Source organism: Nocardioides bruguierae (genome assembly GCF_023554635.1).
GTDB lineage: Bacteria > Actinomycetota > Actinomycetes > Propionibacteriales > Nocardioidaceae > Nocardioides > Nocardioides bruguierae.
In genome coordinates, this window is sequence record NZ_JAMJPH010000031.1 from 21,800 (window position 1) to 38,592 (window position 16,793).

Below are 16,793 nucleotides of genomic sequence, written 5' to 3' on the forward strand. Positions count from 1 at the left end.
ATGACGGACTACGAGCACCTCCAGCGCGCCGCCAAGGACCACCTGTGGATGCACTTCACGCAGCACGGTCGGTACGCGACCGAGGACGTGCCCGTGATCGTCCGCGGCGAGGGCGCCTACATCTACGACAGCCACGGGCGGAAGTACCTGGACGGCCTGGCCGGCCTGTTCGTCAACCAGCTCGGCCACGGCCGCACGGAGCTGGCCGACGCCGCTGCCGAGCAGGCCAAGCAGCTGGCCTTCCACCCGCTGTGGTCCTACGCCCACCCGGCCGCGATCGAGCTGGCCGAGAAGGTGGCCGGCTACGCCCCGGGCGACCTGAACCGCGTCTTCTTCACCAGCGGTGGCGGCGAGGCGGTCGAGTCGGCCTGGAAGCTCGCCAAGAACTACTTCAAGCTCACCGGCAAGCCGATGAAGCACAAGGTGATCAGCCGAGCCGTCGCCTACCACGGCACCACCCAGGGGGCGCTCTCGATCACCGGGCTGCCGGGCCTCAAGGCCCCGTTCGAGCCGCTGGTGCCGTCCACCTTCCGGGTGCCGAACACCAACGTCTACCGCGCCCACGAGATCACCGCCGGCCTCATGGACGGCTCCGACCCGGAGGCGTTCGGCCGGTGGGCGGCCGACCAGGTGGGCATCGCGATCGAGAACGAGGGCGCCGAGACCGTCGCGGCCGTCTTCCTCGAGCCCGTGCAGAACGCCGGCGGCTGCTTCCCGCCGCCCCCGGGCTACTGGGAGCGGGTGCGCGAGATCTGCGACGAGCACGACGTGCTGCTGGTCTCCGACGAGGTCATCTGCGCCTACGGCCGCCTGGGCCACATGTTCGGCGCCGAGCGCTTCGGCTACCAGCCCGACATCATCACCTCGGCCAAGGGCCTCACCTCCGGCTACTCCCCGCTCGGCGCGATGATCGCCTCCGACCGGCTGATGGAGCCGTTCCTGCAGGGCACCGAGTCGTTCCTGCACGGCTACACCTTCGGCGGCCACCCGGTCTCCGCGGCCGTCGGCCTGCGCAACCTGCAGCTGTTCGAGGAGGAGAACGTCCTCGAGCACGTGCGCGACAACCGCGACGCGTTCCGCGCCACCCTGGAGAAGCTGCGCGACCTGCCGATCGTCGGCGACGTCCGCGGTGACGGGTTCTTCTACGGCATCGAGCTCGTCAAGGACCAGGCCACCAAGGAGTCCTTCACCGCCGAGGAGTCCGAGCGCATCCTCTACGGGTTCGTCTCCAAGGAGCTGTTCAACCAGGGCCTCTACTGCCGCGCCGACGACCGTGGCGACCCGGTCATCCAGCTGTCCCCGCCGCTGATCTGCGGCCAGGCCGAGTTCGACGAGATGGAGCAGGTGCTCCGCGTCGTCCTCGAGAAGGCGTCCGCGATGCTCTGAGCCTCTCCGGGCTCCCCGGCACGGGCCCGGTCCATCCACCACGATGGGCCGGGCCCGTCCGCGTCTCCCCGCCTCGGCGGGGTCAGGAGTCGAAGCCCAGGCCGGCGCGGTCGAGGGCACGCAGCCACAGGTTGCGCCGGCCGGCATGGGTGTCGGCGTGGTCGAGGGACCAGCGGGTGAGGTTGATGCCCAGGGCGCGCAGCGGCTCGGGCGGGAACGGCAGCGGCTTCTCGCGCACCATCCGCAGACGGGTCCGCTCGGTGTCGGCGCCGTCGAGGAGGTCCAGGACGACCAGTCCGGCGAAGCGGGTGGCCGCGACGCCCAGGCCGGTGAAGCCGAGCGCGTACGAGACCCGGCCACCCAGCGCGGTGCCGTAGAAGGCGTTGAACCGGGTGCACGTGTCGATGACGCCGCCCCAGCGGTGCGTGAACCGCAGCCCCTCCAGCTGGGGGAAGGTCTCGAAGAAGTGCTCGGCCAGCATCCGGTGCGTCGCCTCGCGCTGCTCCAGCTCGGGGGCGATCCGCGAGCCGTAGTGGTAGACGGCGTCGTACCCGCCCCACAGGATGCGGTCGTCGCGCGTGAGCCGGTAGTAGTGGAACTGGTTGGCGGCGTCCCCGATCCCCTGCCGCCCCTCCCAGCCGATGGCGGCCTTCTGCTCGGGCGTGAGCGGCTCGGTCATCAGCACGTGGTCGTAGACGGGCACGGTCATGAGGTCGAGGCGACGCAGCAGCGAGGGGAAGGCGTTGGTCGCGAGCACCACGGACCAGGCGCGGACGCCTCCGGTGGCACCGGTGGCAGAAGCAGAGGTCCCCACGTGGACGCCGGCACCCCGCCGTTCCAGCGTGACCGCCTTGGTCTGCTCGTGGATGACCACGCCGGCGTCGAGGCACGCCTGCCGCAGCCCCCACGCCAGCCGGGCGGGCTCGACGAGGGCGGTGCCGTCGGGCTCGTGCAGCGCGCCCAGGTAGGTCGGCGAGTCGACCATCGCCCGGGTCTCCTCGGCCGACAGCAGGCTCCCGGACGCCCCGTGGGACGTCATGGCGTCGTGCAGCTCCGCGAGCTCCTCGACGTGGTGCGGGCGGGTGGCCACCGTGAGCTCCCCGACCGGGGAGAAGTCGCAGTCGATGCCGTGCCGGGCGATGTCGGCACCCATGTCGGCGAGGTTCTCGGCACCGAGCCGGTCGAGGGTGGCCAGCTCGTCGGGCCAGCGCTCCAGGCCGTTGCCGAACCCGTGGGTCAGCGAGGCCGAGGCGAAGCCGCCGTTGCGGCCGGACGCCTCGTCCCCGCAGCGTCCGGCCTCGAGCAGCACCACGGAGCGACCCGGGTGCCGCTCCCGAGCCAGCAGCGCGGTCCACAGGCCGGTGTAGCCGCCCCCGACCACCACGAGGTCGGCCTCAGCCTCCCCCACCAGCGGCGCGAGCGCCTCGGGGCGAGCCGGGTCGTCGAGCCAGAACGGCAGCGGGGCGGCGTCCGCGAGGGAGCCGGCGGCCGCGCCGCCGCCACCCTGATCACCCAGCCGGCCGAGCAGACCGCCGCGCAGGCTCATCGACCCGCGCGACGCCGCGCCAGCACGTCGCCGGCGACCACGGCCGCGAGGGCGATGAGGAACATGATCGTGCCGACCACGTTGATCTGGGCCGGGATGCCGCGCTGGGCCGCGCCCCACACGAACATCGGGAAGGTGACCTCCTGGCCGGCGTTGAGGTTGGTGATGATGAAGTCGTCGAAGGACAGCGAGAACGACAGCAGCGCCGCGGCCAGGATGCCCGGGAAGACCAGCGGGAAGCTGATCCGCCAGAACGTCTGCCACTCGTTGGCGTAGAGGTCCATCGCCGCCTGCTCCAGCCGCGGGTCGAGACCCGCGAGCCGCGCCTTGACGGTCACCACCACGAAGGACAGGCAGAACATGATGTGGGCGATGAGGATCGTCCAGAAGCCCAGCAGGCCGGAGACGCCGCCGTTGACGAACAGGGCCAGCAGCGAGGAGCCCATCACGACCTCGGGGGTGGCCATCGGCAGGAAGATGACGATGTTGGCCGCGGCCCGGCCGCGGAAGCGGTGCCGGACCATCGCGAAGGCCATCAGCGTGCCCAGCAGCGTCGCGACCAGCGTGGCGAGCACGCCGATCTCGATGCTGACGCGCAGTGCCTCGCACATGCCGAGCGGGCCGCAGATGTTGGTCCAGTTGTCGAGGGTGAACCCGTCGAAGCTGTAGGAGTTGCGCGCCGCCGGGTCGTTGAACGACATCAGGATCACGACGAAGACCGGCGTGAACATGTACAGCAGCACCAGCAGGCCCACGAGGAGCACGACGTTGTCGCCGAGCCAGCGGGTGAACCGGCTGCCGGCGGACCGCGGGGCGGGAGCGGTGGCGGAAGGGGTTGCAGTGCTCACACGAGCTCCTCGGTGCCGGCCCGCCGCACGTAGATCGCGACGAGCAGGACGATGGCGGCCATGAGGATCACCGACAGCGACGAGGCCGTGGGGTAGTCACCGGCCGCGAACAGGTCCTGGATCTCGTTGCCGACCATGCGTGTGGTCGGGTTGCCCAGCAGCTCGGAGTTGATGTAGTCACCGGCGGCCGGGATGAACGTCAGCAGCGTGCCGGCCACGAGGCCCGGCATCGACAGGGGCAGCGTGACCTTGCGGAACGCCGTGAACGGCGAGGCGTACAGGTCCGAGGCCGCCTCGAGCAGCCGTCGGTCGACCTTCTCCAGGGAGGCGTAGAGCGGCAGCACCAGGAACGGCAGGAAGTTGTAGGTCAGGCCGGTGATCACTGCGAACGGGGTGGCGAGCAGGTGCCCCTCCGGGCCGAGCACGTGCAGCCAGCGCAGCAGCGAGACCACGGCCTCGTTGTCGCCGAGGATGTACTGCCACGACAGCGTCCGCACCAGGAAGCTGGTGAAGAACGGCGCGATGACGGCGACCAGCATGAGGTTCTTGAACCGGCCGCCCTTGAACGCGATGGCGTAGGCCAGCGGGTAGCCCATCAGCACGCAGGCGATCGTGGCGATCACGGCGTACTGCAGCGAGCGCAGCAGCTGCGGGCCGTAGTCGACGACCGCGTCGGTGTAGTTCTGCCAGTGCCAGGTCATCGCGTAGCCCAGCTGCAGCGACCCCGAGGGGTCGTACAGGCTGGTGGCGACGAGCGTGACGGTCGGGACGACGAAGAACACGACCAGCCACAGGCCACCGGGCGAGAGCAGGAGGTAGCCGCCGAGGCCGCGCTTGCGGGGCGCGTCGTCCGGGGCCGCGCTCGCTCCCCCGCCGGGCAGGTGGGAGGCCGCGCTCACGACTCGTCCTCCTCCACGCCCGCGCGGGCGTCCTGGGAGGCGTCGAGGCAGAAGGTGTGGTCCGGCGACCAGTGCAGGTCCACGGCGTCGCCCACGACCAGTCGCTCGTGCGCGCCGGTGTTCTGCAGGAACACCGAGAGCTCCTGACCCCAGGGCATGCGCACCACGTACTGGGTGCTCACGCCGACGAAGCTGATGTCGGTCACGACGCCACCGGCCAGCAGGTTGCCCGCGGCGGCGGACGGGGCGGGCGACCCGGCCCGGGTCAGGGTGATCTTCTCCGGGCGGACCCCGACCCACACCTGCGGCGCGTCGGTGGCCAGGCGCGCGCGGGGCGCGGTCAGCCGGGTGCCCTGCACGTCGAGGGTGACGGTCTCGCCACCGCCCTCGACCACGGAGCCGGCGACCAGGTTGGACTGGCCGAGGAAGTTCGCCACGAAGGTGGTGGCGGGGTTCTCGTACAGGTCCTCGGGGGCGCCCATCTGCTCGATGCGGCCCTTGTTCATCACCGCGACGGTGTCGGCCATGGTCATGGCCTCCTCCTGGTCGTGGGTGACGTGCACGAACGTGAGGCCGACCTCGGTCTGGATGTGCTTGAGCTCCAGCTGCATCTGCCGGCGCAGCTTGAGGTCGAGGGCGCCGAGCGGCTCGTCGAGCAGCAGCACCTGGGGCCGGTTGATGAGCGCGCGGGCCAGCGCCACGCGCTGCTGCTGGCCGCCGGAGAGCTGGGCGGGGCGACGCTTGGCCAGGTCCGAGAGCTCGACCAGCTCCAGCATCGCCGCCACCTCGGCGTCCACCTTCTTCTTGCCGCGGCGCTTGAGCCCGAAGGCGACGTTCTCCGCGATGCTCAGGTGCGGGAACAGCGCGTAGGACTGGAAGACGGTGTTGACCGGGCGCTTGTAGGGCTTGAGCCGGCTCACGTCGGAGCCGCCGAGCATGATCTGGCCCGACGTCGGCTCCTCGAGGCCGGCGACCATCCGCAGGGTCGTGGTCTTGCCGCAGCCCGAGGGGCCGAGCAGCGCGAAGAACGAGCCCGAGGGCACGACCAGGTCGAGGTCGTGGACGGCGGTGAACGAGCCGTAGGACTTGCGCAGGCCACGGAGCACCAGGTCGGTGCCGGCGCTGGTGCCCTCGGTGGGCGCGGCGCCGGCGGGGGCCGCGGCGCTCACGCCCCGATCACCTGCGCGAAGTCCTTGTCGTAGGCCTGGCGGGTCGTCTCGTCCAGCTCCATGAAGCCGTAGGCGTTCTTCAGGAAGTCCTCGGACGGGAAGATCAGCTCGTTGTCGACCAGCGACGGGTCGACCTTCTCCATGGCCTCCTGGGCGCCCTCGACGGGGCAGATGTAGTTGACCCACGCGGCCAGGGTCGCGGCGACCTCGGGCTGGTAGTAGTAGTCCATCAGGGCCTCGGCGTTCGCCTTGTGGTCGGCCTTGTTGGGCACCATCATGTTGTCGCTCCACAGCGACAGGCCCTCCTCGGGCACGACCCACTTGATGTCGGGGTTGTCGTACTGCATGGCGATGACGTCGCCGGACCAGGCCTCGCAGGCCACCACGTTGCCCGCGTTGAGGTCGCGGATGTAGTCGTTGCCGGTGAAGCGGCGGATCTGGCCGCTGCCGACGTAGCCCTCGAGCCGGCCGATGGCCGCGGACCACTGCTCGTCGGTGAAGTCCTCGGGGTTCGCCCCCTCGAGCAGCAGCATGAACAGCATGGTGTCGCCCATCTCGGAGAGCAGCGAGACCTTGCCCTTGAGGTCGGTGCGGGTCATCAGCTCCTCGAAGGAGGAGACCTCGCCGGTGTACTTGGCGTTGTAGGCGATGCCCGTCAGGCCGGACTGCCACGGCACGGAGTAGCTGCGGTCGGGGTCCCACGTCGGCGACTGGAGGTCCGCCTTCAGGTTGGACACCACGTTGGGCATGTTGTCCTTGTCGAGCTCCTGCATCCAGCCCAGCCCGATCATCCGGGCGGCCATCCAGTCGGTCATCGTGATGATGTCGCGACCGATCGGCTCGCAGGCGCCGAGCTGGTCCTTCACCTTGCCGAAGAACTCGTTGTTGTCGTTGACGTCGGTGTTGTACGTGACGGTGATGCCCGACTCGGTCTCGAAGCCCTCGAGCGTCGGCATCCGCTTGCCCTTGACGTCGATGTACTCGGGCCAGTTCGAGAAGATCAGCGTCTTCTCGGTGTCGGAGAGGTCGGTGGAGCCACAGGTCTCCTCGGACTGCACCTGGGACTGCGTGCCGCAGGCAGCGAGCAGCGAGGGGGCGCCCAGCGCGAGGGCGCCGACGCCGGCACCACGCAGGAAGTTCCGCCGGCCGATGCCGCGGCCGGCGCGGGGGCCTCCGGCCCGCAGGGCCTCGGCCAGCATCTGCATGCGCATCCGGTCAGTGTCCACTGTGTCCTCCGTGAGGGGCGTTGGTCGCTGCGGTCCGCCGGGCTTCTCCCGGCCGTGAAGATGTGGCCTGGGCCACACATGGCTACGGAATCATAGATCTCGACCCCGACTGAGTGGCGATCCTGGCAGTGCTGACGCTGCACAACAAGGGAAACCGTCGATAGGAAACACAATCGCAACGAGATCAGTAGGCAACTCGTGGACAGGGGTGGCGTGCCGCTGGAAGACTCCGGGCCGATGAGTCGAGACAAGCGCACCAGCGAGAAGGCCGAGAAGCACGTCGTCATGGACGACGTCTCCAAGGCGATCATCGAGCAGCTCCAGCAGGACGGACGCCGCTCCTACGCCGCCATCGGCAAGGTCGTCGGGCTCTCCGAGGCCGCCGTGCGCCAGCGGGTGCAGCGGCTGACCGAGGCCGGCGTCATGCAGGTCGTGGCGGTCACCGACCCCATGGAGCTCGGCTTCGCGCGCCAGGCCATGGTCGGCATCCGGTGCGCCGGGCCGCTCGAGCCCGTCGCCGACGCCCTGGCGGCGATCGACGCGGTCGACTACGTCGTCATCACCGCCGGCACCTACGACCTCCTCGCCGAGGTCGTGGCCGAGAGCGACGAGGCGCTGCTGGCCCTCATCTCCGGCCAGATCCGCGCGATCGAGGGCGTCACCGGCACCGAGACGTTCATGTACCTCCAGCTGCGCAAGCAGACCTACTCCTGGGGAGTGCGGTGACCGACCCCCGCGGGGGCTCCGCCGGGCTGCGGCCCGGCGTCTCCCTGTGGCACGACACCGCCGAGGACGCGCCGCCCCGCCCCGTCCTGCACCGCCCCGTCCTGCACCGCCCCGCCCTGCCCGGGGACACCGACGCCGACGTCGCGATCGTCGGCGGCGGCCTCACCGGGCTGTGGACCGCCTACTACCTCCTGGAGGCCGACCCCACCCTGCGCGTGGTCGTGCTGGAGAAGGAGGAGGTCGGGTTCGGCGCCTCGGGGCGCAACGGCGGCTGGTGCTCCGCGCTCTTCCCCGCCTCCCTGGACACGCTGGCCGCCGAGCACGGCCGCGAGGCGGCCCTCGCCCAGCACCGCGCCATGCGCGACACCGTCGACGAGGTGCTGCGGGTCGCGGAGGCCGAGGGCATCGACGCCCGGGCCGCCAAGGGCGGCACCATCGACCTCGCCCGCTCCCCCGCCCAGCTGGCCCGGGCGCGCGCCGAGGTCGCCCACGCCCGCACCTGGGGCCGGGACGAGGCGGAGCTGGCGTTCCTCGACGCCGACGCCACTCGCGGGGTGCTCGCCGCCACCGGCACCCTGGGCGGCACCTGGACGCCCGACTGCGCCGCGGTGCACCCCGTCCGCCTGACCCGGGGCCTGGCCCGCGCGGTCGAGGCGCGGGGCGGCACCGTCCACGAGGGAACCGAGGTCACCGCGATCGAGCCCGGCGTGGCCCGCACCCCGCACGGCCGGGTGCGCGCCGAGGTGGTCGTGCGTGCCACCGAGGCCTGGACCGCGACGCTGCCGGGCAGCTGGCGCGCCGTCATCCCCGTCTACTCGCTGGTGATCGCGACCGAACCGCTGCCCGCCGAGGTGTGGGCCGAGATCGGCCTGGCGCGCCGCGAGACGTTCACCGACCACCGCCACCTCATCGTCTACGGCCAGCGCACCGCCGACGACCGGCTGGTCTTCGGCGGCCGCGGCGCGCCGTACCACCTGCGCTCCCGGATCGACCCCCGGCACGACGTCGACGAACGCACGCACCAGCGGCTCTGGGCCACGCTCGTGGAGATGTTCCCGGTGCTGCGCGGGCACCGCGTCACCCACGCCTGGGGCGGGCCGCTCGGCATCCCCCGCGACTGGTGCGCCTCGGTCGGCCTGGACCGCACCACCGGCCTCGCGCACGCGGGCGGCTACGTGGGCGACGGGCTGTCGACGACCAACCTCGCGGGTCGCACGCTGCGCGACCTCGTCCTCGACCGCGACACCGACCTGGTGCGCCTGCCCTGGGTCGGCCACCGCTCCCCGGCCTGGGAGCCGGAGCCGCTGCGCTGGCTCGGGGTCAACGCCGGCCTGCGGGCCATGACGCTGGCCGACGCCGAGGAGCGACTCACCGGCCGGCCCTCCCTGGCCGCCCGCCTCGTCGCGCCGCTGCTCGGCTGACCCCCACCTCCACCACCGAGCTGCTCTAGGTTGCCTCCCATGAGGAAGCTCGCGCTCGTGCGCCGCCCCGGTCCGCTGCTCGCCGACGGCATCGTCACCCACCTCGAGCGCACGCCGGTCGACCTCGACCTGGCCCGCGCGCAGTGGGACGGCTACGTCGCGGCGCTGCGCGCCGAGGGCTGGGACACCATCGAGGTCGACGCCGCGGACTCCTGCCCGGACGCGGTCTTCGTCGAGGACACCGTGGTCGTCTACGGCACCACCGCCGTGATCGCCCGGCCCGGGCACCCCGCGCGCCGGCCCGAGACCGCCGCCACCGAGTCCGCCCTGCGCGACCTCGGCTACGACGTGGCCCGCATCGACGCCCCGCACACGCTGGACGGCGGCGACGTGCTCAAGCACGACGGCACCGTGTGGGTGGGCCTCGGCGGCCGCACCACGGCCGGCGGTGCCGCCCAGCTCGGGGAGCACCTGCTCCGCGAGGGCGCGCACGTCGTCCCGGTGCCGCTGGCGAAGGTGCTGCACCTGAAGTCGGCCGTCACGGCACTGCCCGACGGCACCGTGCTCGGGTGGGACCCGGTGGTCGACGACGCCGACGTCTGGGAGCACTACCTCTCGGTGCCCGAGGAGCCGGGCGCGCACGTCGTCTGCCTGGACGCCGGCACGGTGCTCATGGCGACCTCCGCACCGCGCACCCGGGCGCTGCTGGAGGAGCGCGGCCTGCGCGTGGTGGCGGTCGACGTCTCCGAGTTCGAGAAGCTCGAGGGCTGCGTGACCTGCCTGTCGGTGCGGCTGCGCGGATAAACCCGTTGCGGCCCGCACCCGGGGTGCCCCACGCTGGGGCCACCGGGTGCGCGCCGTGCCGCCCGCCGTCGAGAGGAGCGTGACATGTCGATGACTGTCCCCGGCCTGCCCACGAGCCAGACCACCTCCTCTCGAAAGAGCACCTGCGTTGAGCACTCCCTCCCACTCCTGGGACGACTTCCCTGACCTGACCCCCGACCACGGGGACACCGCCGACCGACCGGCCGGCACCGACTCCGGCATCGACCCGGCGTTCGTCTTCGACTTCCACGCCTCCGATGACCTCGCCGAGGGCCAGCGGTTCTCCACCTGGCTGGCCGTCGAGCCGACCTGCCGCGGCCCCGAGCCCCGGCCGGACTGGCTGGTGACCTCCCAGGCCGCCGTCGACACCGACCTCGGCGTCCTCAAGACCGGCAAGGAGGCGGACGCGTTCCTGCTGGAGCGCGCCGTGCCCGGCTCGGACGCGCTCGGCGAGTCCGTCGTCCTGGTCGCCAAGCGGTACCGCGACTCCGACCACCGCTCCTTCCAGCGGGCCTCCACCTACACCGAGGGCCGCCGGGTGCGGAACACGCGCGACATGCGCGCCCTGGCGAAGAAGACCTCGCACGGGCGCGCGGTGGCCGCCGGCCAGTGGGCCATGGCGGAGTGGGACGCCCTCGTTCGGCTGCACGGCCTCGGCTTGCCGGTCCCCTACCCCGTCCAGGTCGACGGCACCGAGCTGCTCATGGAGTGGATCACCGTCGAGGGCGAGGACGGCCCCGAGACCGCGCCCCGGCTCCAGGCCGCCCGCGGCGACCGCGCGCTCCTGGAGGGATGGTGGGAGCAGCTGCGCGAGGCGATGGCCGCGATGGTCGGCGCCGGGCTCGTGCACGGCGACCTCTCCCCCTACAACGCGCTGGTCGCCGGCGAGCGGCTGGTCATCATCGACCTGCCACAGGTCGTCGACCTGGTCGCCAACCCTGCCGGCTTCGACTTCCTCATGCGCGACTGCACGAACATGGCGCGGTGGTTCGCGGCCAAGGGGCTGGAGGTCGACGAGCACGACCTGTTCGACGACCTCATGGCGCACGCGTTCTAGTCGCCGGGCCCCGCTACCCTCCGTCCCATGCCGAAGCTCGCGCTGGTACGACGTCCCGGACCTCTCCTGGCCGACGGCATCGTCACCCGTCGGGCGCGCACCGACATCGACCTCGACCTGGCGCGCGCGCAGTGGGACGGCTACGTGGCGGCGCTGCGCGAGCACGGGTGGCGCACGGTCGAGGTCGCGCCGGCCGACGCCTGCCCGGACGCGGTCTTCGTGGAGGACACGGCGGTCATCCACGGGGACACGGCGATCATCTGCCGGCCCGGCAACCTGGCCCGGCGTCCGGAGACCTCGGGCACCGAGGCCACGCTGCGCGACCTCGGCTACCGGATCGCGCGGATCGAGGGCCCGGACGCGCTCGAGGGTGGCGACGTCCTCGCCGCCGGCGGGAGGCTGTGGGTCGGGCTGACCACCCGCACCAGTCACGGGGCGCTGGAGCAGATGCGGCGCCACCTCGCGGACGAGGGCGCCGACCTGGTGGGCGTGCCGCTCAGCAAGGTGCTGCACCTGAAGTCCACCCTCACGGCCCTGCCGGACGGGACGTTCCTCGGCTGGGAGGCGGGCATCGACGACCCCGCCTCCTGGCCGGGGCTCGTCGCGGCCCCCGAGGCCGAGGGGGCGTGCGTGGTCTGCCTCGGCACCGACACGGTGCTCCTGTCCGCGGCCGCGCCACGCACCCGGGCCCTGCTGGAGGGTCGCGGCCTCGCGGTCGTCTCGGTCGACATCTCCGAGCTGGAGAAGCTCGAGGGCTGCGTCACCTGCCTGTCCGTCCGCATCGGCTGAGGCACCGGCTGAGGCACCGGCGCGCCCGGGAGGGTGGGCGCCGCGCGGCTAGGGTCCTGCCCCGTGAGACACACCCGCGGCCGCACCGTCGACGTCACCTCCACCGCCGAGCTCGAGCGGCGCCTGGACCGCGGCGCCCGCACCCTCTCCGGCTGGCGGCTGCGCGGCCTCGACCTGCGCCACGTCGGCCATCGCCTGCGGCGGGCCGACGTCTCCGGCGCCACGTTCCTGGGGTGCACGTTCGCCGAGGGCGACGCCGAGGCGGTGGACGCCGGCGGCGCCCTCGTCCTGCCGGCGCTGCCCGACGTGCCGGTCGACTGCTACCGCGGCCACCTCTACTCCGCCGAGGAGCTCTTCGACGGCCCCACCTGGGCCGACAGCCTCGACGGCCGCGCCTACGCGTGGAGCCAGGAGGCGGACCCGGCGATCCTGCCCGAGGACTCCACCACCCCGCCCACGCTCGCCCGGGCCCTGCACGACCACGCGATCGACCTCGCGCTGGGCCGCTGGCGCGAGGGCCGCTCGCTGGTGGGTCTCATGGGCGGCCACCAGGCCACCCGCGGTGATATCTCCTACGCCGACGCCGCCCGGCTCGGCCTGCTGCTGGCCACCGCACCGGCCAGCGCCGGCCGGCCCGCGCTGTCGGTGACCACCGGCGGTGGTCCCGGGGCGATGGAGGCCGCGAACCTGGGCGCCCGGCTGGGCGGTGGTGGCCTCGCGGCCGGCGAGGACGCGCTGGCCGCCGCGATCGAGCACCTGGCCGTCGTCCCCTCGTACCGGCCGTCGATCGACGCCTGGGCCATGACCGCCCGCGACGTGCTGGCCGACGCACCGGCACCGCCCGAGGCGGGCACGCTGGGCATCCCGACCTGGCACTACGGGCACGAGCCGCCGAACCTGTTCGCCACCGCGATCGCCAAGTACTTCCGCAACGCCACCCGCGAGGCGATCCTGCTGGAGGTCTGCGACGCGGGCATCGTCTTCCTGCCCGGCGCCGGGGGCACCGTGCAGGAGATCTTCCAGGACGCCTGCGAGAACTACTACGCGGACGAGGACTCCGTCGCCCCGATGGTGCTCGTGGGCGAGCGCTACTGGACCGAGGACCTCCCCGCCTGGCCCCTGCTCTCCGCCCTCGCCCGCGGCCGCGCGATGGAGCAGCACGTGCACCTCGTCGACACCGTGGAGGAAGCGGCCGCCCTCCTCACCGACTGACCAGCAGGGTCACACAGCGCTGCGGGAGCGACGCTCGGCCGCGGCCCGGGCGCCGACGACGGCCCTGTAGTGCTCGACGAGCGCCTCGTTGACCGCGCGCCAGGTCCGGCCCTCCACGGCCGCCCGGGCCTGGCGACCCATGCGCCGCCGCAGGTCGGGGTCGTCGAGGAGGCGCCCCACGTGAGCCGCCAGCTCGGAGGCGTCGCCGGGGGTGAAGAGCAGGCCGCCGACGCCGTCGGGGACGACGTCCACGGGGCCGCCCTCGCGGGGCGCCACCACCGGGACGCCGGAGGCCAGCGCCTCCTGCGCGGACTGGCAGTAGGTCTCGTGCCGGCCGGTGTGCACGAACACGTCGAGGCTCGCGTGGGCCCGGCTGAGGTCCGCGCCGTGCAGCACCCCGAGGAAGTGGGCGTCGGGCAGCACCGCGCGCAGCCGCTCCTCGTCCGGTCCCCCGCCGACGACCACCAGCCGCAGCCGCGGGTCCGCGTGCAGCGCGACCAGCAGGTCCAGCTCCTTCTCGGCGGCCAGCCGCCCGACGTAGCCGACCAGGGCGCGGCCGTCGGGGGCGAGGTCGCGGCGCCACGCCTCGTCCCGGTGCCGCGGGTGGAAGGAGACCGCGTCGACGCCCCGGGGCCAGCGGTAGGTCTCGGGGACGTCCAGGGCCTCGAGCTGGGCGAGCGAGGCGGTGGAGGGCGCCAGCGTCCGGTCGACGCGGGTGTGGATGCGGCGGGTCAGCGCGGCCATCGCCCGCCCACCCGCACCGGGGACGTAGCGGTCGGCGAAGCTGACCATGTCGGTCTGGTAGATCGCCACGGACGGGACCCCGCACTGCGCCGCCGCCAGCGCCGCCTGGTGCCCCAGGGTGGCGGGCGAGGCGATGTGCACGACGTCGGGGCGGAAGCGCAGCATGACCTGCCGCAGCCGCCGCCGCGTCTCCAGGCCGAGACGGAAGTTCGGGTACCACGGCAGCGGCGTGGAGAACGCCTGCGTGACCGGGAAGCCGCAGTAGGTGGCCGGCCCGCTGGGGGCGACCAGCTCGGCGACGTGACCCTCCTCGGCGAGGTGCTCGAGCACCCGACGCACCGAGTTGGTCACCCCGTTCACCGCCGGCAGGAACGACTCGGTGACCACCAGCACCCGCAGCCGCTCCTGGCCGCCGGTGCGGGGCAGGACGCGCAGGGTGTCTCGTGCCGAGTCGCGCGGGGTGTCGTGCGGGGACGAGGGGGTGACGGACGCCGTCAGCGTGCTCATGGCCCTCAGGTTCCGAGCCGTGGCCGACCAGGGGTCTACCTCTCGGGGCGATGTCGCCGTCGGGTGGGTGAACAGCGTCCGAACCCGGGCCAGAGGCCGGCCACGGCCGTCGTGGGACCGGGGTCGGCGGTCACAGCGGCAGGCGCAGCGTCTCCTCGCGGCCGACGACCTCGAAGCCCGCACGGCGCAGGATGGGGGCCGAGGTCTCGACCCGTCCCTTCACCAGGGCCAGGTCGGCTCCCAGCAGCACGCCGCGCTCGAGCCGGGACGCGAGCAGCGCCCGGTAGACGCCACGCCCGCGTGCGTCCTCGAGCACGCCGCCGCCCCAGAGCCGGGCGGTCGCCGAGCCCCGGGCCAGGCCGGCCACGCCGACGGCGCGCCCCTCCAGGTAGGCGACGAGCTGCCCGGCACCCGTGGCCAGCTCGGCCCGGGCCTCGGCCAGCGACCGCTCGGCGCGCGCGGTGTCGGCCGGGTCGGGCACCTCACCGCCGAACACGGACGCCTCGACCGCGCCGAAGTCCCGGGCGGTGGGCAGGTCGTCCACCCAGGAGACGGTGACCCCGGGCCACTCCCCCAGGTCGGCGGCACCGCCCGAGGAGCACCCGGACAGGTCGGCGGCCAGCACGTCGAGCGTCTCGGCCACCTCGGCACCGCGGCGTCGCAGCTCCGGCACGAGGTCGGCGGGCGCGTCCATCCGCACCTGCACGGCCAGGTGGGTGAGCGCCGGCCGACCGGCGGCGAGGTCGCGCGCAGCGTCCAGGACCTCCTCGAGCACGCCCGCGACCGGGCGCGAGATGTGCAGCCGGAGCAGCTGGAGCGGCTCGTGGAACCAGTCCGGGTAGGCGACGAGCAGGTGCTCGTCCGTCTCGACGACCCGGGCGTCGTCCGGGTACCAGGTCCACGCGGCGCTCTCGGCGGCGACGCGGGCCAGGTCCAGCGGCACGCGGCTCAGGCCTCCGAGGCGGCGAGCTGGCCGCAGGCGCCGTCGATCTCCTGGCCGCGGGTGTCGCGGACGGTCGCGGGGATGCCGCGCGCCTCGAGACGACGCACGAACTCGGCCTCGTCCTTCGGGTCCGAGGCCGTCCACCTCGAGCCGGGCGTGGGGTTGAGCGGGATGAGGTTGACGTGCACCCAGCCCCAGTCGCGCTCGCCGGTCTCGCCGTAGAGGACGTCGGCGAGCAGGTCGGCGCGCCACGCCTGGTCGTTGATGCCGGCCATCATCGCGTACTCGATGGAGACGCGGCGCTTGGTGGCCTGGGCGTACTCCCACGCCGCCTGGACGGTCTCGGCGACCGAGAAGCGGGTGTTGATCGGCACGAGCTCGTTGCGCAGCTCGTCGTCGGGCGCGTGCAGGCTCAGCGCGAGCGTGACCGGCACGTTCTCGTCCTTGAGCTGACGGATGCGGGGCACCAGGCCGACGGTGGAGACGGTGACGCCGCGGGCCGACATGCCGAGCCCGTCGGGCGCCGGGTCGGTGAGCCTGCGGACGGCGCCGACGACGGCCTTGTAGTTGGCCAGCGGCTCGCCCATGCCCATGAACACGACGTTGTTGACGCGGCCGGGGCCACCGGGGACCTCGCCGCGCTCGAGGCTGCGGGCGCCGGCCATGACCTGCTCGACGATCTCGGCGGTGGACATGTTGCGCTGCAGGCCGCCCTGGCCGGTGGCGCAGAACGGGCAGGCCATGCCGCAGCCGGCCTGGGAGGAGACGCACATCGTGGTGCGGCCGGGGTAACGCATGAGGACGGACTCGACCAGCGCCCCGTCGAAGAGCCGCCACAGCGTCTTGCGGGTGGTGCCCTTGTCGGCGGTCTGGGTCCGCAGCTCGGTCATGAGCGAGGGCAGCAGCGTGGAGACCAGCTGGTCGCGCTGACCGGCCGGCAGGTCGGTCATCTGCGCCGGGTCGTCCACGAGCCGGGCGAAGTAGTGGGTCGAGAGCTGCTTGGCGCGGAAGCCGGGCAGGCCGTTGTCCTCCAGCAGCTTCTTGCGGCCGGCCGGGTCGAGGTCGGCGAGGTGGGCCGGCGGCTTGCCCCGGCCCTTCGGCGCCTCGAAGACCAGCGGCAGCTGCTTCTCCCCACCGGTGGGCTGGGGCGGGAGCTTCGCCGCGATCTCGGCGTCGATCGCGGCCTCGCGCTCGGCAGAGGTGGGCAGCGCCGCGAGATCGGCGTTCTCGTCCGGCGCGGCGGTGTCGGGGGTCTGCTGCTGGTCAGTCATGGCCCGCCCAGTCTCGCACCGTCGTCCACCTGCGGGCGAACCCCCGGACGGCAGCCCGGAGACGGATAGTGCGCGACGTTCCGCACCCGACACGCCGGGTGGATTCAGCCTGTCGTCGCAACAGGTGGATCTGACTCGCCCGACAGTAGTGCGTCGAGTTCCTCCGCGGGGGTGCGCCACTTCAGTGTCTTGCGAGGACGGGCGTTGAGCTCGGCGGCGATCTG

Annotated in this window: 15 protein-coding genes; 7 read left to right on the forward strand and 8 right to left on the reverse strand. The window is 73.0% G+C overall.

Annotation, left to right across the window (positions count from 1 at the left end):
• Complete coding sequence (locus M8316_RS17120; RefSeq protein ID WP_250056591.1) at positions 1-1,386, forward strand: aspartate aminotransferase family protein; 1,386 nt, start codon at positions 1-3, stop codon at positions 1,384-1,386.
• Between the two features lie 82 nt (positions 1,387-1,468).
• On the opposite strand, the gene M8316_RS17125 is transcribed toward M8316_RS17120, so the two are convergent.
• The 5 genes from M8316_RS17125 to M8316_RS17145 are packed head-to-tail and all read right to left on the reverse strand — an operon-like array spanning position 1,469 to position 7,059.
• Entirely contained in the window at positions 1,469-2,932 is a 1,464-nt protein-coding gene (locus M8316_RS17125; RefSeq protein WP_250056593.1) for an NAD(P)/FAD-dependent oxidoreductase, read from the reverse strand.
• Positions 2,929-3,780: an ABC transporter permease gene (locus tag M8316_RS17130; protein ID WP_250056595.1), complete on the reverse strand. Its 852-nt coding sequence runs from the start codon at positions 3,778-3,780 to the stop codon at positions 2,929-2,931. The genes M8316_RS17125 and M8316_RS17130 overlap by 4 nt, the downstream gene beginning before the upstream one ends.
• Positions 3,777-4,679 carry an ABC transporter permease gene (locus M8316_RS17135; RefSeq protein WP_250056597.1) on the reverse strand — a complete coding sequence of 301 codons (903 nt, stop codon included), beginning with the start codon at positions 4,677-4,679 and terminating at the stop codon, positions 3,777-3,779. Before M8316_RS17135 ends, M8316_RS17130 begins: the two co-directional genes overlap by 4 nt.
• Positions 4,676-5,848: an ABC transporter ATP-binding protein gene (locus tag M8316_RS17140; protein ID WP_250056599.1), complete on the reverse strand. Its 1,173-nt coding sequence runs from the start codon at positions 5,846-5,848 to the stop codon at positions 4,676-4,678. The genes M8316_RS17135 and M8316_RS17140 overlap by 4 nt, the downstream gene beginning before the upstream one ends.
• Entirely contained in the window at positions 5,845-7,059 is a 1,215-nt protein-coding gene (locus tag M8316_RS17145) for a polyamine ABC transporter substrate-binding protein (RefSeq protein WP_250056601.1), read from the reverse strand. The genes M8316_RS17140 and M8316_RS17145 overlap by 4 nt, the downstream gene beginning before the upstream one ends.
• A gap of 252 nt (positions 7,060-7,311) precedes the next feature.
• On the opposite strand from M8316_RS17145, the gene M8316_RS17150 reads away from it, so the two are divergent.
• The 6 genes from M8316_RS17150 to M8316_RS17175 all read left to right on the forward strand — a co-directional run bounded on the left by M8316_RS17150 (position 7,312) and on the right by M8316_RS17175 (position 13,104).
• A complete protein-coding gene (locus M8316_RS17150; protein WP_250056603.1) occupies positions 7,312-7,800 on the forward strand; it encodes an Lrp/AsnC family transcriptional regulator in 489 nt (162 codons plus the stop codon).
• Positions 7,797-9,221: an NAD(P)/FAD-dependent oxidoreductase gene (locus tag M8316_RS17155; protein WP_250056605.1), complete on the forward strand. Its 1,425-nt coding sequence runs from the start codon at positions 7,797-7,799 to the stop codon at positions 9,219-9,221. The genes M8316_RS17150 and M8316_RS17155 overlap by 4 nt, the downstream gene beginning before the upstream one ends.
• A gap of 39 nt (positions 9,222-9,260) precedes the next feature.
• Positions 9,261-10,025 carry a dimethylargininase gene (ddaH, locus tag M8316_RS17160; RefSeq protein ID WP_250056607.1) on the forward strand — a complete coding sequence of 255 codons (765 nt, stop codon included), beginning with the start codon at positions 9,261-9,263 and terminating at the stop codon, positions 10,023-10,025.
• A 148-nt stretch (positions 10,026-10,173) separates the two neighbouring features.
• Positions 10,174-11,103: a serine protein kinase RIO gene (locus tag M8316_RS17165; RefSeq protein ID WP_250056609.1), complete on the forward strand. Its 930-nt coding sequence runs from the start codon at positions 10,174-10,176 to the stop codon at positions 11,101-11,103.
• A 27-nt stretch (positions 11,104-11,130) separates the two neighbouring features.
• Complete coding sequence (gene ddaH, locus M8316_RS17170; protein WP_250056611.1) at positions 11,131-11,892, forward strand: dimethylargininase; 762 nt, start codon at positions 11,131-11,133, stop codon at positions 11,890-11,892.
• Between the two features lie 63 nt (positions 11,893-11,955).
• The gene (locus M8316_RS17175; RefSeq protein WP_250056613.1) at positions 11,956-13,104 is read left to right on the forward strand and encodes an LOG family protein; all 1,149 of its coding nucleotides are present in this window, start codon (positions 11,956-11,958) and stop codon (positions 13,102-13,104) included.
• Between the two features lie 9 nt (positions 13,105-13,113).
• Here M8316_RS17175 and M8316_RS17180 read toward each other — a convergent pair whose 3' ends face one another.
• The 3 genes from M8316_RS17180 to rlmN all read right to left on the reverse strand — a co-directional run bounded on the left by M8316_RS17180 (position 13,114) and on the right by rlmN (position 16,569).
• Positions 13,114-14,355 (reverse strand): glycosyltransferase family 4 protein, encoded by a 1,242-nt coding sequence (locus M8316_RS17180; protein ID WP_250056615.1) that lies wholly within the window; start codon positions 14,353-14,355, stop codon positions 13,114-13,116.
• A 130-nt stretch (positions 14,356-14,485) separates the two neighbouring features.
• The gene (locus tag M8316_RS17185; RefSeq protein WP_250056616.1) at positions 14,486-15,298 is read right to left on the reverse strand and encodes a GNAT family N-acetyltransferase; all 813 of its coding nucleotides are present in this window, start codon (positions 15,296-15,298) and stop codon (positions 14,486-14,488) included.
• 5 nt (positions 15,299-15,303) lie between these two features.
• The gene (gene rlmN / locus M8316_RS17190; RefSeq protein WP_250056618.1) at positions 15,304-16,569 is read right to left on the reverse strand and encodes a dual-specificity RNA methyltransferase RlmN; all 1,266 of its coding nucleotides are present in this window, start codon (positions 16,567-16,569) and stop codon (positions 15,304-15,306) included.
• Positions 16,570-16,793 lie beyond the last annotated feature (224 nt).